Raw genomic sequence first — 14,906 nt, 5'->3', positions numbered from 1 at the left:
TAATTAGAATAGAAATCAAAAAAAAAGCGACTTCGTTTGAAGTAGCTTTTTTTTTTACAAATAACGTTCTTTAATTATTTCGCAATGATGATTTTCATGACCAATAGTAATAAAAGCGACAGCACGAGGCGACAAATTACTATTACTAGCAATACCAATTCGCGTAAGCATCTCATAAGAAAAACTCTCAAACATAATAATACTTGCTAATCTAACAGCCTTATATTCATTCATTAAACTAGACATGGACCTCTTATTGGCTTCACATGATACAACGTATGCATCTTGATCATAACCAGGAAACAACGTTTTATCTTTTCTCGCAATACACAATGCTCTGTAAGTAAACACGCGCTCTGTATCAATAAGGTGTTGAATAATTTCTTTTATCGTCCACTTCCCTTCCTCATAACGGAATTCTAATTTTTCTTCAGGAATTGACTCCAAAAAAAGAACAGTTGTATCCCCATTATCTTTTAAGCCTACTGAAATTGTTACATCTCCTGCTTTTTGAATATACTGATGGTAATAAGGATTGTACTCATTTATAGATAAATCTTCTTTTGTCATAGCTAAACTCTTTAAAATAAAAGTAATAAAAAACCCTTCAATACAAAGGTAATGAAGAGCTGATTTTATAAAGACTTAACGCATTATAATTCGTTAAAAATGGTATGCATTAAACGCTTTTTATCATTAATACTTTCCTCAAGACTAATCATAGTCTCTGTTCTATAAACCCCATCAATATCATCTAGCATGAAAATAATATCTTTAGCATGAGACGTGTTTCTTGCTCTTACTTTACAAAAAATATTAAATTTCCCAGTAGTAATGTGTGCAACGGTTACATATGGGATCTCTTGAATACGCTCTAAAACAAATTTTGTCTGAGAGGTATTATTCAAAAACACACCAACATAAGCAATAAATGAATAGCCAAGTTTCAAATAATCTAAAGTCAACGATGACCCACGAATAATCCCTGCCTCTTCCATTTTCTTTACTCTAACATGAACAGTTCCTGCAGAAATCACTAATTTTTTAGCAATATCAGTAAAAGGAATTCTTGTATTATCAATTAACATGTCTAAAATTTGATGATCAACTTCATCTAATTTGAATTTTGCCATTTTTACTTTTTCTTAAATTTTAAGCAAAAATAATGCATTTTCTTTAATGATATCGCATATAAAACCAATTATTTTATACTTTAAATGAGAATTTTTCATCATTCACCATTACGAAATCGATTTCGTCACCCACTTTTAAAGCCGCGCAACTCTCTCCAAAAACACCAGAACCATTAGCATCAATCTCTTTATGCCCAAAAAAACCACTCAAATCTGAAATTCTCTCAATTTTCGGCACAAAAACTAAGACATTACCGACTAAAGACTCTAAATAATGTATCGCAATATCACTACCTTTTACATTTCTAATTACAATATCGTAGAATCGTTTTTCATTTTGAGGTATATTAAAATAAGCGCCACAATAATCACCCGTAATCGTATTTGAAGCTATGTAATCTAATGAGATTATTAAAGACTGAAAGATAAACTCTCTCGTGCGCTCCCTATAATAGTCATTTGCGTAATGCCCCGCTTCAAACAGTATCGTAGGGACATTAGAAGCCTGAAACGCATCTCCTACGCAGTTTATATTAAAGCTATCGTCATATATACCAACTTGATTTTCTATTTGCTGCTGAAGATTCACATTCATAACAGAAATAACCTCCATAGCTTTCTTTCTTGTCGTTGTTATTGTTCGTTCAGGATTTTGGGAAGGCGACAAAAATGAAACTGTAGCAGATTTATTTGTATTTCCAGCACTAAAAATCGTGCGTTGACCATGTAGATTATAACAAAAGTCAGGCGCGAAATCCTCAAAAACTTTACGCAAGACAATACTTTCTGGTTGCGATAAATCCTTAGCATCTCTATTTAAATCAATTTTGTTTGCATTAAACCGTGTATATAATTTAGCGCCATCTGGATTAAGTATCGGAATTATGCAAATTGAACAACTAGTTAAAATATGCTCTATCTCATGATTTTCTTCTAAAAAAATATTAAGCATATCAAAAACAGCCTTCGTTGTCGTACTCTCATTACCGTGCATTTGAGACCACATTAATATTTTTTTTTTGCCAGAACCAAAAGTAATACTATAAATTGGCAGTCCGTCTACAGAATTACCAACTTCGATTACGCGCATTTTATCTTTCATTTTATCAAGAAGAGGCGCTATGTTTTGACTATGAATATATCGCCCAAAAAGGGATGATTCTTTATGAGTTTCAAATAGTGCTTTCAGTGTTTTATTTTCCATTCTTTTCATATATCTAATACAAAGGTAAACATTTGATATTTTACAATTGTAAACACATACAGCTCTAAATATTTCACTTAGCAGAGATCAAAAATTCACAAAACTACCACCAAATGCTATACGAAATTTCAAACAATTTAGCATGCAATATTATTTTAAGTTAAAATTCTATAATTCAGAATATAAAACATACATATATAAACCTTTAATTTAATTAAAAATATAATAGTTACGGTTCTGTTATAGAATTAAAAGTAATATGTTTACATTTGTAACGTTACAATATTAAACTTTATAGTTTACAATGATAAACAACGAAGAATTTACAAAACGACTACAAAAAGTTATAGATTTCTACGGCGAATCTGCATCTTCATTTGCCGAAAAAATAAGTGTTCAACGCTCTAGTATTTCGCACATATTATCAGGCAGAAACAAGCCAAGTTTAGATTTTGTTTTAAAGGTGCTTTCTTCATTTCCTGAAGTTGAATTGTATTGGCTGATGAACGGTAAAGGAAAATTTCCCGCTCTACCAAATCAGAATCAGAAACCTGAAGTTTCCGAAGAGAAAAGTAATCCTACCTCTAATTTAAAATCCACCTCGCAAATTTCGAGTACTCTAATTTCTGAAGACAAAACAATTGAACGTATTGTTATTTTTTATAAAGACGGTACATTTAAAAGTTTTGAGGAATCGCATTAAATTTATAAAAATTTTCAAATACGTTACTCACGTTAATCACAATCTGTTTTGTAATTTTGTTAAAAATAGTAAAATGCAAAAAAGTCTACTTCTTCTCTTGTCCCTTTTATGTTTAAGTTGTTTTCAAACAGAAAGGAACTGCTCTAATTTTAAAACAGGGACTTTTGAATTTGAATACAGTGTTGGTGGTATTGAAAAAACAGGAAAATTTGTTCGTACAGAGACATTAAATATTGATTTCTTTGAAAACAAAATAGATTCTGCTTCTATACGATGGATTAATGATTGTGAGTTTATTCAGAAGAAAATAAATCCTAGAAACAAAAACGAAGAAAAGGCGATTCATATTAAAATCCTTACTACTGCGAAAGACTCCTACACATTTGAATACCAATTAGCCGTAAAAGATCCTTATAAAAAGAAGCGTGTTGAAAAAGGAAGCGCAAAAAAAATAAAATGATATGTTAGATTTTCTACTCACCAGTGATGCTATAATGGCATTATTAACATTGACGTTTTTAGAAATCATCTTAGGTATCGATAATATTGTTTTTATTTCTATTGCTGCAAACAAGCTGCCAGAACACCAACGAAATAAAGCTACAAACATTGGCTTACTCTTAGCAATGGTACAACGCATTATCTTATTGTTTTTCGTTTCATTTCTCGTAGGCCTATCAACACCTTTTTATAATTTAGAAACAAGCTGGTTTGAACTCCATATAAGCTGGCAGGCCATTATTCTATTTGCTGGTGGACTTTTTTTAATCTACAAAAGCACGTCTGAAATTAGAGAAAAAGTAACCTATCCAGAACACGATAAAGACGAAATAAAAGGTAAAAAGATAAAATCACTGTCAAACGCTATAGTACAAATACTGATTATTGATTTTATTTTCTCAATTGACTCTATCCTAACAGCTGTAGGCATGACCAATGGCTTGCACCCCAATCATAATTACACATTGGTGCTAATGATTATTGCGGTTGTGATTTCCATTGGAATAATGATAGGTTTCGCAAATCCAATTAGAAAATTTATTGATACCAATCCAAGTATTCAAATTCTGGGACTCGCGTTCTTAATTTTAATAGGTTTTATGTTAATTACAGAAGCCGCTCACCTATCAAACACAGAGTTCTTTGGCAATAAGGTAGGCTCCATACCAAAGGGCTATTTATATTTTGCTATTGCTTTTTCGTTATTTATAGAAGTGTTGAATTACAGAATAAATAAAAAGAAGAAATCTTGAAAACGCATTAATCCATCACAAATTTAAACCCTGCAGTGATGATATTAGCACTTAAAGTGTTATCTCTATCATACTGGGTATATTTTAAATCAATGCTTTTCAAACCTAATTTCCAAATATGGAACTTCGTAAATATATCTGTATAAGAGGCTCCGAAGCTAGATTGATTTGCGCTGTATTTAGATAAATCATAATCTGATGTATAAAATTCATCTGTAGATAAATGTCCTTCATATATATCAAAATAATCTGCTGCTGTTTGGTTATAAAAACGGTATGATGGATATATGGTAAATTTATCAGTAAGCTTAATAGGCACTTCTACACTGGCTGTATGGGATTTAATTCCCCAATCATCTGTATAATATCTGTAAAAGGTTCTTACAACAAAGGTTTCATTAATATAGTAATTAAGTCGCCCACCTACAGCAATTTTAAATCTTGAATCTGGTAAACGCTCAATATCATCTGCTAACTGAAAATTATCAATAAACGAGTCTTCTATATCACTAAAATACACACGTTGAAATGGTGTAGATAGCAAACCGTCTTGTTGCACAACGTCTAACGCCAAAGAACCTTGTAGTTTTTTAGATAAAATTTGAGAAAAACCAAACCCTAAAGCATAGGTATTTCTACCTTCATTGTCAAAAGTTGTAAAATTAGGGTTGTAATTAGTATTTCCAGTAATAGTATTTTGAGAAAACAAATCACTACTTAAACCACTACCACCCTCAGCAAATGGTCTTAATTCTGTTGGGTATATAGCATTCCATGTATCAATAAATATATTTCCATTAATACTAATCTCGGTATTCTTCTCATTAAAAAGCTTAGTGTAGCTACCACCAACCCCTACAGAGAAATAATCATACTCTGCAGATACAGAAAGCTTAGCAGACCAAATATCATTTCTATCATCTGAACTGCGACTGTAAGAACCTGTGATATTCGTCCATAAATCTGATGCAGAGGCTCCAGAACTCGCTACAAATGGATCTGCAGGACTATTACCATCAAATGGACCAACATTACTTGAAGAGGCTGATGTATAGGCTGAAATTCCTGCATCAATAGTCAAAACATCATCATCATTTAGAGGTATCGATATTATAAATGTCGCAGTAACATCTGTTAACTCTTCAGTACCAATTCCTCCACTTACAGCTGCATTATCTCCATCTTGCGCATAGTAGCTCGATAGAAAATCAACTTCAGCTGTTTCTAAAACTCTCTTTTTATACACTTGAGTAGAGTCTTGTGTTTGCCCAATCGCAAATTGAATTGACAATATTGCAAGGATTATCAAACTTATATTTTTCAAATTTCTCTTTTTAAATTGTTTAATTGCAACCACAACCACCTCCAGTTTTACCGCCATTTGCGCCAGACGCTGCTTCTCTGTAAGAATGTGCTGTTGTTATATTTCGGTCCGCTTTTTTATCTGCTAAAACCATGTCAGGATCATTTAAATTGATTTTTTCATATTCTTTTACCACGACACATGATGTTGACAATGACAGAACAACCACAAGTAACATTATTCGCTTGATCATATTTTATTGATTTCTATATTATTAGACGTAAAAAGATTGCCTTTCTCATCAATTATTATACACTCTATATTGGGTAACTGATTAATTCTATTTAAACCAACTTCTTTGCCCATTACAAAAACAGAAGTCGCTAGAGCGTCTGCTAATTCTGCTTTTGATGCAAAAACAGTGACACTTATAATTCCGAAAGAAGGATATCCAGTTCTTGGGTCAATAATATGCGTATACCGCTTACCATTAAGCGTAACCTGCTTTTCATAATCACCAGAGGTCACAACTGCTCCATTTGTTATTGGCAATAAAGCAAATGCCTTATTTTTATTTAGCGGATTAGTAATGGCAACCTTCCATTCTTCTCCATTGATTTGAGTCCCCCAAGTATTCATATCTCCAGAGGCATTTATGATTCCAGAAACAACACCTTTTTCTATCAAAAGAGCCTTAGTTTTATCTGCCGCATACCCCTTACCTATAGCTCCAAAACCAATTTTCATTCCTTTTTTCCGAAGAAAAACTGAAGATTCAGAAGGATTAAGAATAATATTCTCAAAGCCTACTTTTTCTACGGAAACTTTAATATCTGCATCTAAAGGCATCTGTTTCATACTGCCATCAAATTTCCAAATATTATCCATTGAGGCATAGGAAATATCGAAAGCACCATCTGTTAATTTAGATATCGATAGCGCTCTATTGATCAAATCAAAAAGTTCTTTATCAACTATAACTGACTTAATACCTGCATTTCTATTAATCTTAGATGTTTGCGACTTTGGATCCCATGAGGATATTAGCTTTTCTATTCTTGTAATTTCAGAAACTCCTAAATCGATATAAGTATTCGCTTGAGTGGTGTCTTGTGCGACAACAGTAATATCAAATCGACTTCCCATGAGCTTTAGAGTGCGCTTATGAGTTATTTGCGCTGCTACTTGATAATTAGTAAGAAGCACTAAAAAAATTATTGAAATATGTTTCAAAATCATTACGATTTAAAAGATTCTAAAATCTTTATATACTCTGAAGGTGACGATTTTTTATACCCTGTAGATCCTAAAACTTTACCGTTCTCATCTAATACTACAACATAAGGGAAATACCCGTTTTTATTGTAAGCTTCAGCTAATTTATCGTTATGTTCTTGCTGTTCTTTAGTTAAGGCGTTTTTACTTCGCTTAGGGAAATCAGCTTTTAACATCACAAAGTGGTCTTTTGAATAGGCTTTAAATACTTCTGTATCCCAAATCTCTTTATCTAATTTGATACAAGGCGCACACCAGTCTGAACCTTGAAAGACCAATACTATTTTTTTGCTAGTGACCTTTGCAGAAGATTTTGCTTTTTCAAAATCCGTTAGCCAGCTTTGAGCGTTAACAATTGTATGTGTTCCAAAAAACAACAATACAATACATATCATTTTTTTCATATTTTATAATAAGGTTCAAAATTAAATCATTAAACGTAATACTTTACGTAACCTTACATTGATATTTATCAACTTCTATACCTAAGCTTATTTGAAATTTGCTACTTTAATTAAACCTTCATAATCTTTTATATAAATACTACTACGTTTTGTTGTGATAAGCTGCTCTTCTTTAAAATCTTTGAGCATTCTAACGATAGACTCTTTTGCTGTGCCTACCATGCTAGCCAAATCATTTCTATTAATTATAATTTCAGTTTCAGTTTCAGCCTCGTTTTGAAATTTACTCTCTAGAATCAACAAGTTTAATGCTGAACGTTCTCTTACAGTATGTTTAGCTAAAATTTTTGTAGCATTTATAAACACACTAAACTCATGGCTCAAATTCTTTAAAAGACGTCGTGATAATAGATGTGACGTATTTACAGCTTTAAGAAAATCTTTTTCTGCAATAAAATCAACTTCACAATCTGAAAGGGCTATTGCGCAATCTGGATATAACTCTTGGCTTAAAACAGCGTGATAACCTAGATATTCATTTTCCTTGCAGATATAAAAAATATGCTGTGCTCCAAAGCTTGTTAGTGCAGACTTCTTTACTTTCCCGCTTTTTACTCTATAAATGCCCTTAGCCTTTTCTCCTGCAATAAAAATTGGCTGACCTGCTTTAAAACAAATAGTAACCATATTTGATTTAATAACGTTACAAATGGCGTCTGGTAATTCAAAAAAAAGATCTTGATTATTGAAGCTATACTGATTATTTAATAACTCTTTTATAGTCATAATAGTGGTTAAAACAAAGTCGCCTGCCCTTTAGCATCATCATCATCATCATCATCATCATCTTTATTATTACTTTTTAATGACGCGCTCGGTTTTTCTTCGGAAATTGGATGACTATCAACATGGTCAGAAGAACTTTCTATAGTCTCATCAATAACTTCAATATCTTCCGCAGGAATTTCTTCTGGAGCATCATAAGGTAAAGACTCCAATAAACTAACTAGATTGATTTTCTCTTTTGTTAATTGATTACCTAACGCTGTAATACCTTTAATAGAAATAAACGCTTCTAGGTTAATAGTCTCATTGTCCTTTCTACCTTTTCCTCGTTCTTTTTTATACTCAATCTCTGCCATTGGCTTCCAATCTGTAGAAACAATTTCTAGCTGAGAATCTGGATGATCTGATATAAATGATTCTTCTTTTCCTTCATTATCTATTAAGAAGCGCTTTACATAATACATTTCTTTTTCACCATTATAGTACACGACAGATATAGGTTTCTTCGGAATCCATTTTTCCAAAACAATCATATCATCATCAAAATGTGTACTTAACTCAGGAAGAATCGTTTTTACATTTCCTGATTGTGTGATAATCAATAGTCGATCTTCACCTCTAAATTCTCCAATAAGATCACCTCTATCGTCAACATTAAGACGCTGAACCGTATCATCAAACCATATTTTACGAGGTTTTAACGTGGACACCCCTTTTTCTTTTAATTCTATTTTTTTTATAGGATACTTAGTCACAGTATTCCCTTTAGAGGCCCTACCTTTTATAAGTACTTCTGCAAAATCTAAATCCCATTTTAATTTTTTGATACTACCAACTTGTCTTAAAAATATTGTAATCACCTCAGCTTCTCCATTTGGATTTGCAGAAAAATACCAAAGCTTAGAGTTTTTTGCTCCATTAGTTAAATCGTAATCTTTATCTCTAGTGATTGATGTCACAGCAAAACGTTTGACAAACGTTGCTCCTTTAGCACCATCACGATAGATCATATTATAAATGGTACGCTTGTCTTTCTTTTTAAAGACTGCAACATGAATAATATCTTTACCTATAAAAGTTTTACTATCAACTTTTGTAACCATCATTTTACCATCATTGGTAAATACGATAATATCATCAATATCACTACAGTCGCACACATATTCATCTTTACGTAATGAGGTACCGATAAACCCTTCAGATTTATTTACGTACAATTTTGTATTACGAATAACAACCTTAGTCGCGTCAACATCTTCAAAAGCTCTCAATTCTGTTTTACGCTCTCTTCCCTCACCATACTCTTTTTTGAGACGTTCAAAATAGGCTATAGCATAAGCAATTAGATTCGCTAAATGATGTTTCACTTCAGCAATTTGATCCTCCAATGCATCTATCTTTTGTTGTGCTTTATCAATATCAAACTTAGAGATGCGCTTAATTCTAATTTCTGTTAAACGCGTAATATCCTCCACTGTGATAGCACGTTTCAAATGTTTTATATGTGGTTGCAAACCTTTATCAATAGCATTAATAACGCCATCCCAAGTTTCTTCTTCTTCAATATCACGATAGATACGTTTTTCAATAAAAATACGCTCTAAAGATGCAAAATGCCATTGCTCTTCAAATTCACCGAGCTTAATTTCTAATTCGCTTTTTAAAAGTTGTACTGTATTATCCGTTGATCTCCTCAACATTTCAGTAACTCCAACAAATAAGGGTTTATTATCTTCAATTACACATCCTAATGGTGATATAGAATATTCACAATTAGTAAATGCATACAAAGCATCTATAGTTTTATCTGGTGATATCCCACCAGGTAAATGCACTAAAATCTCAACATTTGCAGCTGTATTATCTTCAATTTTCTTAATCTTGATTTTTCCTTTGTCATTAGCTTTCAAAATTGAATCTATCAACGACGAAGTGTTTGTACCAAAAGGAATTTCAGTAATTACTAAAGTGTTTTTTTCTAATTGTGAGATTTTTGCACGTACTCTCACTTTTCCGCCTCTTAATCCGTCATTATAATTAGATATATCAGCAATACCAGCTGTTGTAAAATCAGGATAAATTGTAAAGCGTTTCCCATTTAAATGCTTTATAGAAGCATCGATGAGCTCAATAAAATTATGAGGTAATATTTTAGTAGATAAACCAACAGCAATTCCTTCTCCTCCTTGAGCGAGTAATAGAGGAAACATCACTGGGAGATTAATAGGCTCTTTACGACGACCATCATAGCTAGATTGCCATTGTGTAATTTTAGGATTGTAAACAACATCTAAGCCAAATTTAGAAATCCGCGCTTCAATATAACGTGCTGCCGCTGCTCTGTCACCCGTGAGAATATTCCCCCAGTTTCCTTGTGTGTCAATCAATAAATCTTTTTGACCAATCTGCACCATTGCATCTGCAATACTAGCATCTCCGTGAGGATGATATTGCATCGTGTGACCAACTATATTTGCAACCTTATTATAACGACCGTCATCTAAATCTTTCATTGAATGCATAATACGTCGCTGTACTGGCTTAAAACCATCTTCGATAGCCGGTACTGCACGCTCAAGAATCACATATGACGCATAATCAAGAAACCAGTCCTTATACATTCCTGTAACTCTAGTAATACTCTCTTGTGGTTCGTCTTGATTGTCTATAATATCGTTATTATCTTCACTCATTAATCTTCTGGGAGTTTTTGTTTGTCTTAATCATTTTACTCAATGACTGTCTAATATATCGTCTCTTTTTGCCTGGAACTAACGTCACGTTGAATGTTTCGCCTTTTCTTTTATTTCGACTGTCCTTAATATAAAAAGTCAAAGTTCTATAAACTAAATAATTATTGAATTTATAAGCATATAAATCAATTTTTTCAAACTCTAATACCTTTTCTCTATAATTAAAACTATCTGAGAGCAACAAGCCACTGTTTTTTACAACAACTTTAACCCCGTCACTATCATATTCAAAATACTTTGAAATAAAATGAACGAGTAAAAATAGTAAACCAAAACCAGATGTTATTATTATAAACGTTAATGACGGGTTAGACGTTAGATCTCTAAAAGCCTTAAAGATCGTTGCAAATACGATAGCTAAAACTATTAATATAAAATAAACAGATACGATAGTGTTTTTAACTTTTGAATTATTGATTCTCATTAATCATCTATAATATCTAATTCAACTTTTAAATTATTGATTATAAATTCTTGACGTGTTGGCGTGTTCTTTCCCATATAAAAAGACAATAAATCTTCTATCGACATGTCTTTATCTAACATCACAGGATCTAATCGTATATCATCACCAATAAAATGCACAAACTCATCTGGAGAAATCTCTCCTAGACCCTTAAATCGTGTGATTTCTGGTTTTGGTTTCAATTCTTCTAAGGCATTACGTTTTTCTTCTTCGGAATAACAATAAATAGTTTTCTTTTTATTACGAACTCTAAACAAGGGTGTTTGCAAAATATATAAATGATCTTCTTTAATAATTTCTGGAAAGAATTGCAAAAAGAATGTAATCAATAATAATCTAATGTGCATCCCATCAACATCTGCATCTGTCGCGATAACAACATTATTATAACGTAAATCCTCTAAAGACTCTTCAATATTAAGTGCCGCTTGCAAGAGATTAAACTCTTCATTTTCATAAACGATTTTTTTACTCAAACCGTAACTATTCAATGGTTTTCCTTTTAAACTGAAAACCGCTTGCGTATTCACATCTCTCGATTTTGTAATACTACCAGACGCTGAATCTCCCTCAGTTATAAATAAAGTCGTTTCTAGATTTCTAGGATTCTTTACATCGCCAAAGTGCACACGACAATCTCTTAATTTTTTATTGTGAAGGTTAGACTTCTTTGCTCTATCCTTAGCTAGTTTTCTAATTCCAGATAACTCTTTACGTTCGCGCTCTGCTTGTAAGATTTTACGTTGAATCTTTTCTGCAGTATCTGGGTTTTTATGCAGGTAATTGTCAAGGTAACGCTTTAAGAAGTCATTAATATGAGTTCTTACTGTTGGTAAATCGCCTCCCATATCTGTTGACCCCAATTTCGTTTTAGTCTGACTCTCAAAAATAGGTTCCATCACTTTAATGGAAATGGCAGACACTACAGATTTCCTAATATCTGATGCTTCGTAGTTTTTTCCATAGAAATCACGAATAGTTTTCACCAAAGCTTCTCTATATGCTGCCAAATGTGTTCCTCCTTGGGTTGTGTTTTGACCATTAACAAAACTGTGATATTCTTCACTGTATTGCGTTTTACTATGTGTTAACGCCAACTCAATGTCTTCCCCATTTAGATGGATGATATCATAAAGCCTGTCTGTTTCGGCAATATTATCTGATAATAAATCTTTAAGTCCGTTTTCACTATAATATTTTTCGCCATTAAAAACAATGGTTAATCCTGGATTTAAATACACATAGTACTTAAGCATTTTGGAGACATACTCATTACGATACTTGTAGTTTTTAAAGATAGCCTCATCTGGCACAAACGACACTTTAGTACCTTTACGTCGAGAAGTGTCATCTAACAAATCTTGATTAACAAGGTTACCTTGTGAAAACTCTGCAGAAGCCGATTTACCATCTCTAGTAGATTCTACTTTAAAATAATTAGATAACGCATTTACCGCTTTGGTACCCACACCATTTAACCCTACCGACTTTTTAAATGCACGAGAATCGTACTTACCACCAGTATTCATTTTTGATACCACATCAACGACTTTCCCTAACGGAATCCCACGACCATAATCTCTAACAATTACTTTATTACCTTGAATGGAAATCTCTATCGTCTTCCCAGCTCCCATGACATATTCATCAATAGAGTTGTCTAAAACCTCTTTGACCAATATATAAATCCCATCATCTGGAGACGAACCATCACCTAATTTACCAATATACATTCCTGGTCGCATTCGGATGTGTTCTTTCCAATCGAGCGAGCGTATATTATCTTCAGTATATTTGGTTTCTTGCGACATAAAATGGGAAAAAAATTTAGATAGAATGCTAAGATAAGGTAACCCTATAAAAAATAGAATAGAGATGACACAAAGTAATTAACAAGTTATGAAAAAATGAATACTACTTTGCCGTAATTAAATAATTTAAAATTCTACTACTCTGTTTTTAGGTTTTTCGGAATACATCTCTACCATAAAAAAAATCGTAATCGCTATTAAATTAAACATAACTACCAGATTAACTAACAAATATGTGATACTGCCTTTTAGAGATGACATACATGATTTCAAAAGGAAGTAAAACCATTTAAAGATTCCGATTTTCACCTGAATTAAAAAGCAGGTAATTTATGGGTTGGAAATTTTAAAGTATTCATATTTTTAAAATTAATGGAAACTCATATTACGAGATAAATCAAAACAGGTCTAGATGTTTGCTTTGATAATTGTATCAATTCTAATAATTGCAACGAAATTCTTTTTGTAAAAACACAAAAGCCAACGTTTTCAAAAACGTTGGCTTTAAAATATTATTTAAAATAAATTTAATTATACATTAAACAGGAAATGCATCACATCACCATCCTTAACAACGTAGTTCTTACCTTCTACACGCATTTTACCAGCTTCTTTTACTTTAGCTTCGCTACCAAAAGCAACATAATCTTCATAAGCAATAACTTCTGCTCTAATAAAACCTTTTTCAAAATCGGTATGAATAACTCCTGCCGCTTGAGGTCCAGTTGCGCCAACATTAACAGTCCAAGCACGAACTTCTTTCACACCTGCTGTAAAATAGGTTTGTTGATTTAGTAATTTATAAGCTGAGCGAATTAGTTTTGCAGATCCTGGTTCGTCTAAACCTATATCTGCTAAAAACATTTGGCGCTCTTCGTAATCGTCTAATTCTGTAATATCTGCTTCTGTACCCACTGCTAATACCAAAACTTCGGCATTTTCGTCTTTTACGTTTTCGCGCACTAAATCCACATAAGCATTTCCAGATACTGCACTTTCTTCATCTACATTACAAACGTACATGACAGGTTTAGCAGTAATTAATTGTGCTGGTTTCACAAACTCTTCTTGATCTTCATCACTAAATTCTAAAGCTCTAACTGATATTCCAGCCTCTAAACCTGCTTTTAGTTTTAATAAAACGGCTTCCTCTTTTTGAGCTTCCTTATTACCTGTTTTTGCAGCACGCTTTACTTTATCTAATTTTTTATCAACAGTCTCTAAATCTTTAAGCTGTAACTCCATGTCGATAGTTTCCTTATCTCTAATAGGATCTACATTGCCATCAACGTGAATGATATTATCATTGTCAAAACAACGCAACACATGAAGAATAGCATCTGTCTCACGAATATTTCCTAAGAATTGATTTCCTAAACCTTCCCCCTTACTTGCGCCTTTTACTAATCCTGCAATATCTACGATTTCTACAGTTGCTGGCAATACACGTTCTGGATTGACCAAAGCTTCTAATTTTTGAAGTCTTGCATCTGGCACATTAACTACGCCAATATTAGGTTCTATAGTACAAAACGGAAAGTTAGCACTTTGCGCCTTAGCATTAGATAAACAGTTAAATAATGTTGATTTTCCTACGTTTGGTAATCCTACAATTCCAGCTTTCATCGAGTAAATTTATTTGGTTGTTTCCGTAGTTACGGAAAACTCTTTTTTGCGACTGCAAATGTAGTTAATTAGTGGAATAATTGGATTATATTTTTTTGAAATGATTGTTAAGTAAATTTCGTTAGACTTGTGTCTCTAAATTATATTACTCATGAAGCTAGTAATCCAAATTTCGCTAATAAAACTCCT

The 14,906-nt window shown here is 32.6% G+C and carries 15 protein-coding genes; 3 read left to right on the top strand and 12 right to left on the bottom strand.

Going from position 1 to position 14,906, the window contains the following annotated elements:
- Positions 1-54 precede the first annotated feature (54 nt).
- The 3 genes from H593_RS0104455 to H593_RS0104445 form a co-directional block, all read right to left on the bottom strand.
- The gene (locus H593_RS0104455; RefSeq protein WP_028871332.1) at positions 55-570 is read right to left on the bottom strand and encodes a DinB family protein; all 516 of its coding nucleotides are present in this window, start codon (positions 568-570) and stop codon (positions 55-57) included.
- An 83-nt stretch (positions 571-653) separates the two neighbouring features.
- Positions 654-1,133: an Lrp/AsnC family transcriptional regulator gene (locus H593_RS0104450; protein WP_028871331.1), complete on the bottom strand. Its 480-nt coding sequence runs from the start codon at positions 1,131-1,133 to the stop codon at positions 654-656.
- A gap of 73 nt (positions 1,134-1,206) precedes the next feature.
- On the bottom strand, positions 1,207-2,337 hold the full coding sequence (locus H593_RS0104445; protein WP_028871330.1) for a M14 family zinc carboxypeptidase: 1,131 nt from the start codon (positions 2,335-2,337) through the stop codon (positions 1,207-1,209).
- A gap of 304 nt (positions 2,338-2,641) precedes the next feature.
- Between H593_RS0104445 and H593_RS0104440 the strand changes: the two genes are divergently transcribed.
- From H593_RS0104440 to H593_RS0104430, 3 genes are all read left to right on the top strand, one after another.
- The gene (locus H593_RS0104440; RefSeq protein WP_028871329.1) at positions 2,642-3,040 is read left to right on the top strand and encodes a helix-turn-helix domain-containing protein; all 399 of its coding nucleotides are present in this window, start codon (positions 2,642-2,644) and stop codon (positions 3,038-3,040) included.
- 73 nt (positions 3,041-3,113) lie between these two features.
- Positions 3,114-3,500 carry a hypothetical protein gene (locus tag H593_RS0104435; protein ID WP_028871328.1) on the top strand — a complete coding sequence of 129 codons (387 nt, stop codon included), beginning with the start codon at positions 3,114-3,116 and terminating at the stop codon, positions 3,498-3,500.
- A gap of 1 nt (position 3,501) precedes the next feature.
- A complete protein-coding gene (locus H593_RS0104430) occupies positions 3,502-4,293 on the top strand; it encodes a TerC family protein (protein ID WP_028871327.1) in 792 nt (263 codons plus the stop codon).
- A 7-nt stretch (positions 4,294-4,300) separates the two neighbouring features.
- Here H593_RS0104430 and H593_RS0104425 read toward each other — a convergent pair whose 3' ends face one another.
- The 9 genes from H593_RS0104425 to ychF form a co-directional block, all read right to left on the bottom strand.
- Positions 4,301-5,617 carry a DUF3570 domain-containing protein gene (locus tag H593_RS0104425; protein WP_028871326.1) on the bottom strand — a complete coding sequence of 439 codons (1,317 nt, stop codon included), beginning with the start codon at positions 5,615-5,617 and terminating at the stop codon, positions 4,301-4,303.
- Between the two features lie 19 nt (positions 5,618-5,636).
- Positions 5,637-5,849 carry a DUF4266 domain-containing protein gene (locus H593_RS0104420; RefSeq protein ID WP_028871325.1) on the bottom strand — a complete coding sequence of 71 codons (213 nt, stop codon included), beginning with the start codon at positions 5,847-5,849 and terminating at the stop codon, positions 5,637-5,639.
- On the bottom strand, positions 5,846-6,829 hold the full coding sequence (locus H593_RS0104415) for an FAD:protein FMN transferase (protein WP_390620530.1): 984 nt from the start codon (positions 6,827-6,829) through the stop codon (positions 5,846-5,848). The genes H593_RS0104420 and H593_RS0104415 overlap by 4 nt, the downstream gene beginning before the upstream one ends.
- 5 nt (positions 6,830-6,834) lie before the next feature.
- Positions 6,835-7,275: a thioredoxin family protein gene (locus tag H593_RS0104410; RefSeq protein WP_028871323.1), complete on the bottom strand. Its 441-nt coding sequence runs from the start codon at positions 7,273-7,275 to the stop codon at positions 6,835-6,837.
- A gap of 87 nt (positions 7,276-7,362) precedes the next feature.
- A complete protein-coding gene (locus H593_RS0104405; protein WP_037051477.1) occupies positions 7,363-8,061 on the bottom strand; it encodes a Crp/Fnr family transcriptional regulator in 699 nt (232 codons plus the stop codon).
- 8 nt (positions 8,062-8,069) lie between these two features.
- On the bottom strand, positions 8,070-10,754 hold the full coding sequence (locus tag H593_RS0104400) for a DNA gyrase/topoisomerase IV subunit A (protein ID WP_028871321.1): 2,685 nt from the start codon (positions 10,752-10,754) through the stop codon (positions 8,070-8,072).
- Positions 10,747-11,238 carry a hypothetical protein gene (locus H593_RS0104395; RefSeq protein WP_028871320.1) on the bottom strand — a complete coding sequence of 164 codons (492 nt, stop codon included), beginning with the start codon at positions 11,236-11,238 and terminating at the stop codon, positions 10,747-10,749. The genes H593_RS0104400 and H593_RS0104395 overlap by 8 nt, the downstream gene beginning before the upstream one ends.
- The gene (locus tag H593_RS0104390) at positions 11,238-13,091 is read right to left on the bottom strand and encodes a DNA topoisomerase IV subunit B (protein ID WP_028871319.1); all 1,854 of its coding nucleotides are present in this window, start codon (positions 13,089-13,091) and stop codon (positions 11,238-11,240) included. The genes H593_RS0104395 and H593_RS0104390 overlap by 1 nt, the downstream gene beginning before the upstream one ends.
- Before the next feature lie 531 nt (positions 13,092-13,622).
- Positions 13,623-14,717: a redox-regulated ATPase YchF gene (ychF, locus tag H593_RS0104385; protein WP_028871318.1), complete on the bottom strand. Its 1,095-nt coding sequence runs from the start codon at positions 14,715-14,717 to the stop codon at positions 13,623-13,625.
- Positions 14,718-14,906 lie beyond the last annotated feature (189 nt).

Source organism: Psychroserpens burtonensis DSM 12212 (assembly GCF_000425305.1).
GTDB lineage: Bacteria > Bacteroidota > Bacteroidia > Flavobacteriales > Flavobacteriaceae > Psychroserpens > Psychroserpens burtonensis.
This window is presented reverse-complemented; position numbering and strand designations above follow the sequence as displayed.

What these genes read in the sequence shown, in the direction of transcription:
- H593_RS0104455 (WP_028871332.1), bottom strand. Translation starts at nt 570, where the DNA reads ATGACAAAAGAAGATTTATCTATAAATGAGTACAATCCTTATTACCAT.
- H593_RS0104450 (WP_028871331.1), bottom strand. Translation starts at nt 1,133, where the DNA reads ATGGCAAAATTCAAATTAGATGAAGTTGATCATCAAATTTTAGACATG.
- H593_RS0104445 (WP_028871330.1), bottom strand. Translation starts at nt 2,337, where the DNA reads ATGGAAAATAAAACACTGAAAGCACTATTTGAAACTCATAAAGAATCA.
- H593_RS0104440 (WP_028871329.1), top strand. Translation starts at nt 2,642, where the DNA reads ATGATAAACAACGAAGAATTTACAAAACGACTACAAAAAGTTATAGAT.
- H593_RS0104435 (WP_028871328.1), top strand. Translation starts at nt 3,114, where the DNA reads ATGCAAAAAAGTCTACTTCTTCTCTTGTCCCTTTTATGTTTAAGTTGT.
- H593_RS0104430 (WP_028871327.1), top strand. Translation starts at nt 3,502, where the DNA reads ATGTTAGATTTTCTACTCACCAGTGATGCTATAATGGCATTATTAACA.
- H593_RS0104420 (WP_028871325.1), bottom strand. Translation starts at nt 5,849, where the DNA reads ATGATCAAGCGAATAATGTTACTTGTGGTTGTTCTGTCATTGTCAACA.
- H593_RS0104410 (WP_028871323.1), bottom strand. Translation starts at nt 7,275, where the DNA reads ATGAAAAAAATGATATGTATTGTATTGTTGTTTTTTGGAACACATACA.
- H593_RS0104405 (WP_037051477.1), bottom strand. Translation starts at nt 8,061, where the DNA reads ATGACTATAAAAGAGTTATTAAATAATCAGTATAGCTTCAATAATCAA.
- H593_RS0104400 (WP_028871321.1), bottom strand. Translation starts at nt 10,754, where the DNA reads ATGAGTGAAGATAATAACGATATTATAGACAATCAAGACGAACCACAA.
- H593_RS0104395 (WP_028871320.1), bottom strand. Translation starts at nt 11,238, where the DNA reads ATGAGAATCAATAATTCAAAAGTTAAAAACACTATCGTATCTGTTTAT.
- H593_RS0104390 (WP_028871319.1), bottom strand. Translation starts at nt 13,091, where the DNA reads ATGTCGCAAGAAACCAAATATACTGAAGATAATATACGCTCGCTCGAT.
- ychF (WP_028871318.1), bottom strand. Translation starts at nt 14,717, where the DNA reads ATGAAAGCTGGAATTGTAGGATTACCAAACGTAGGAAAATCAACATTA.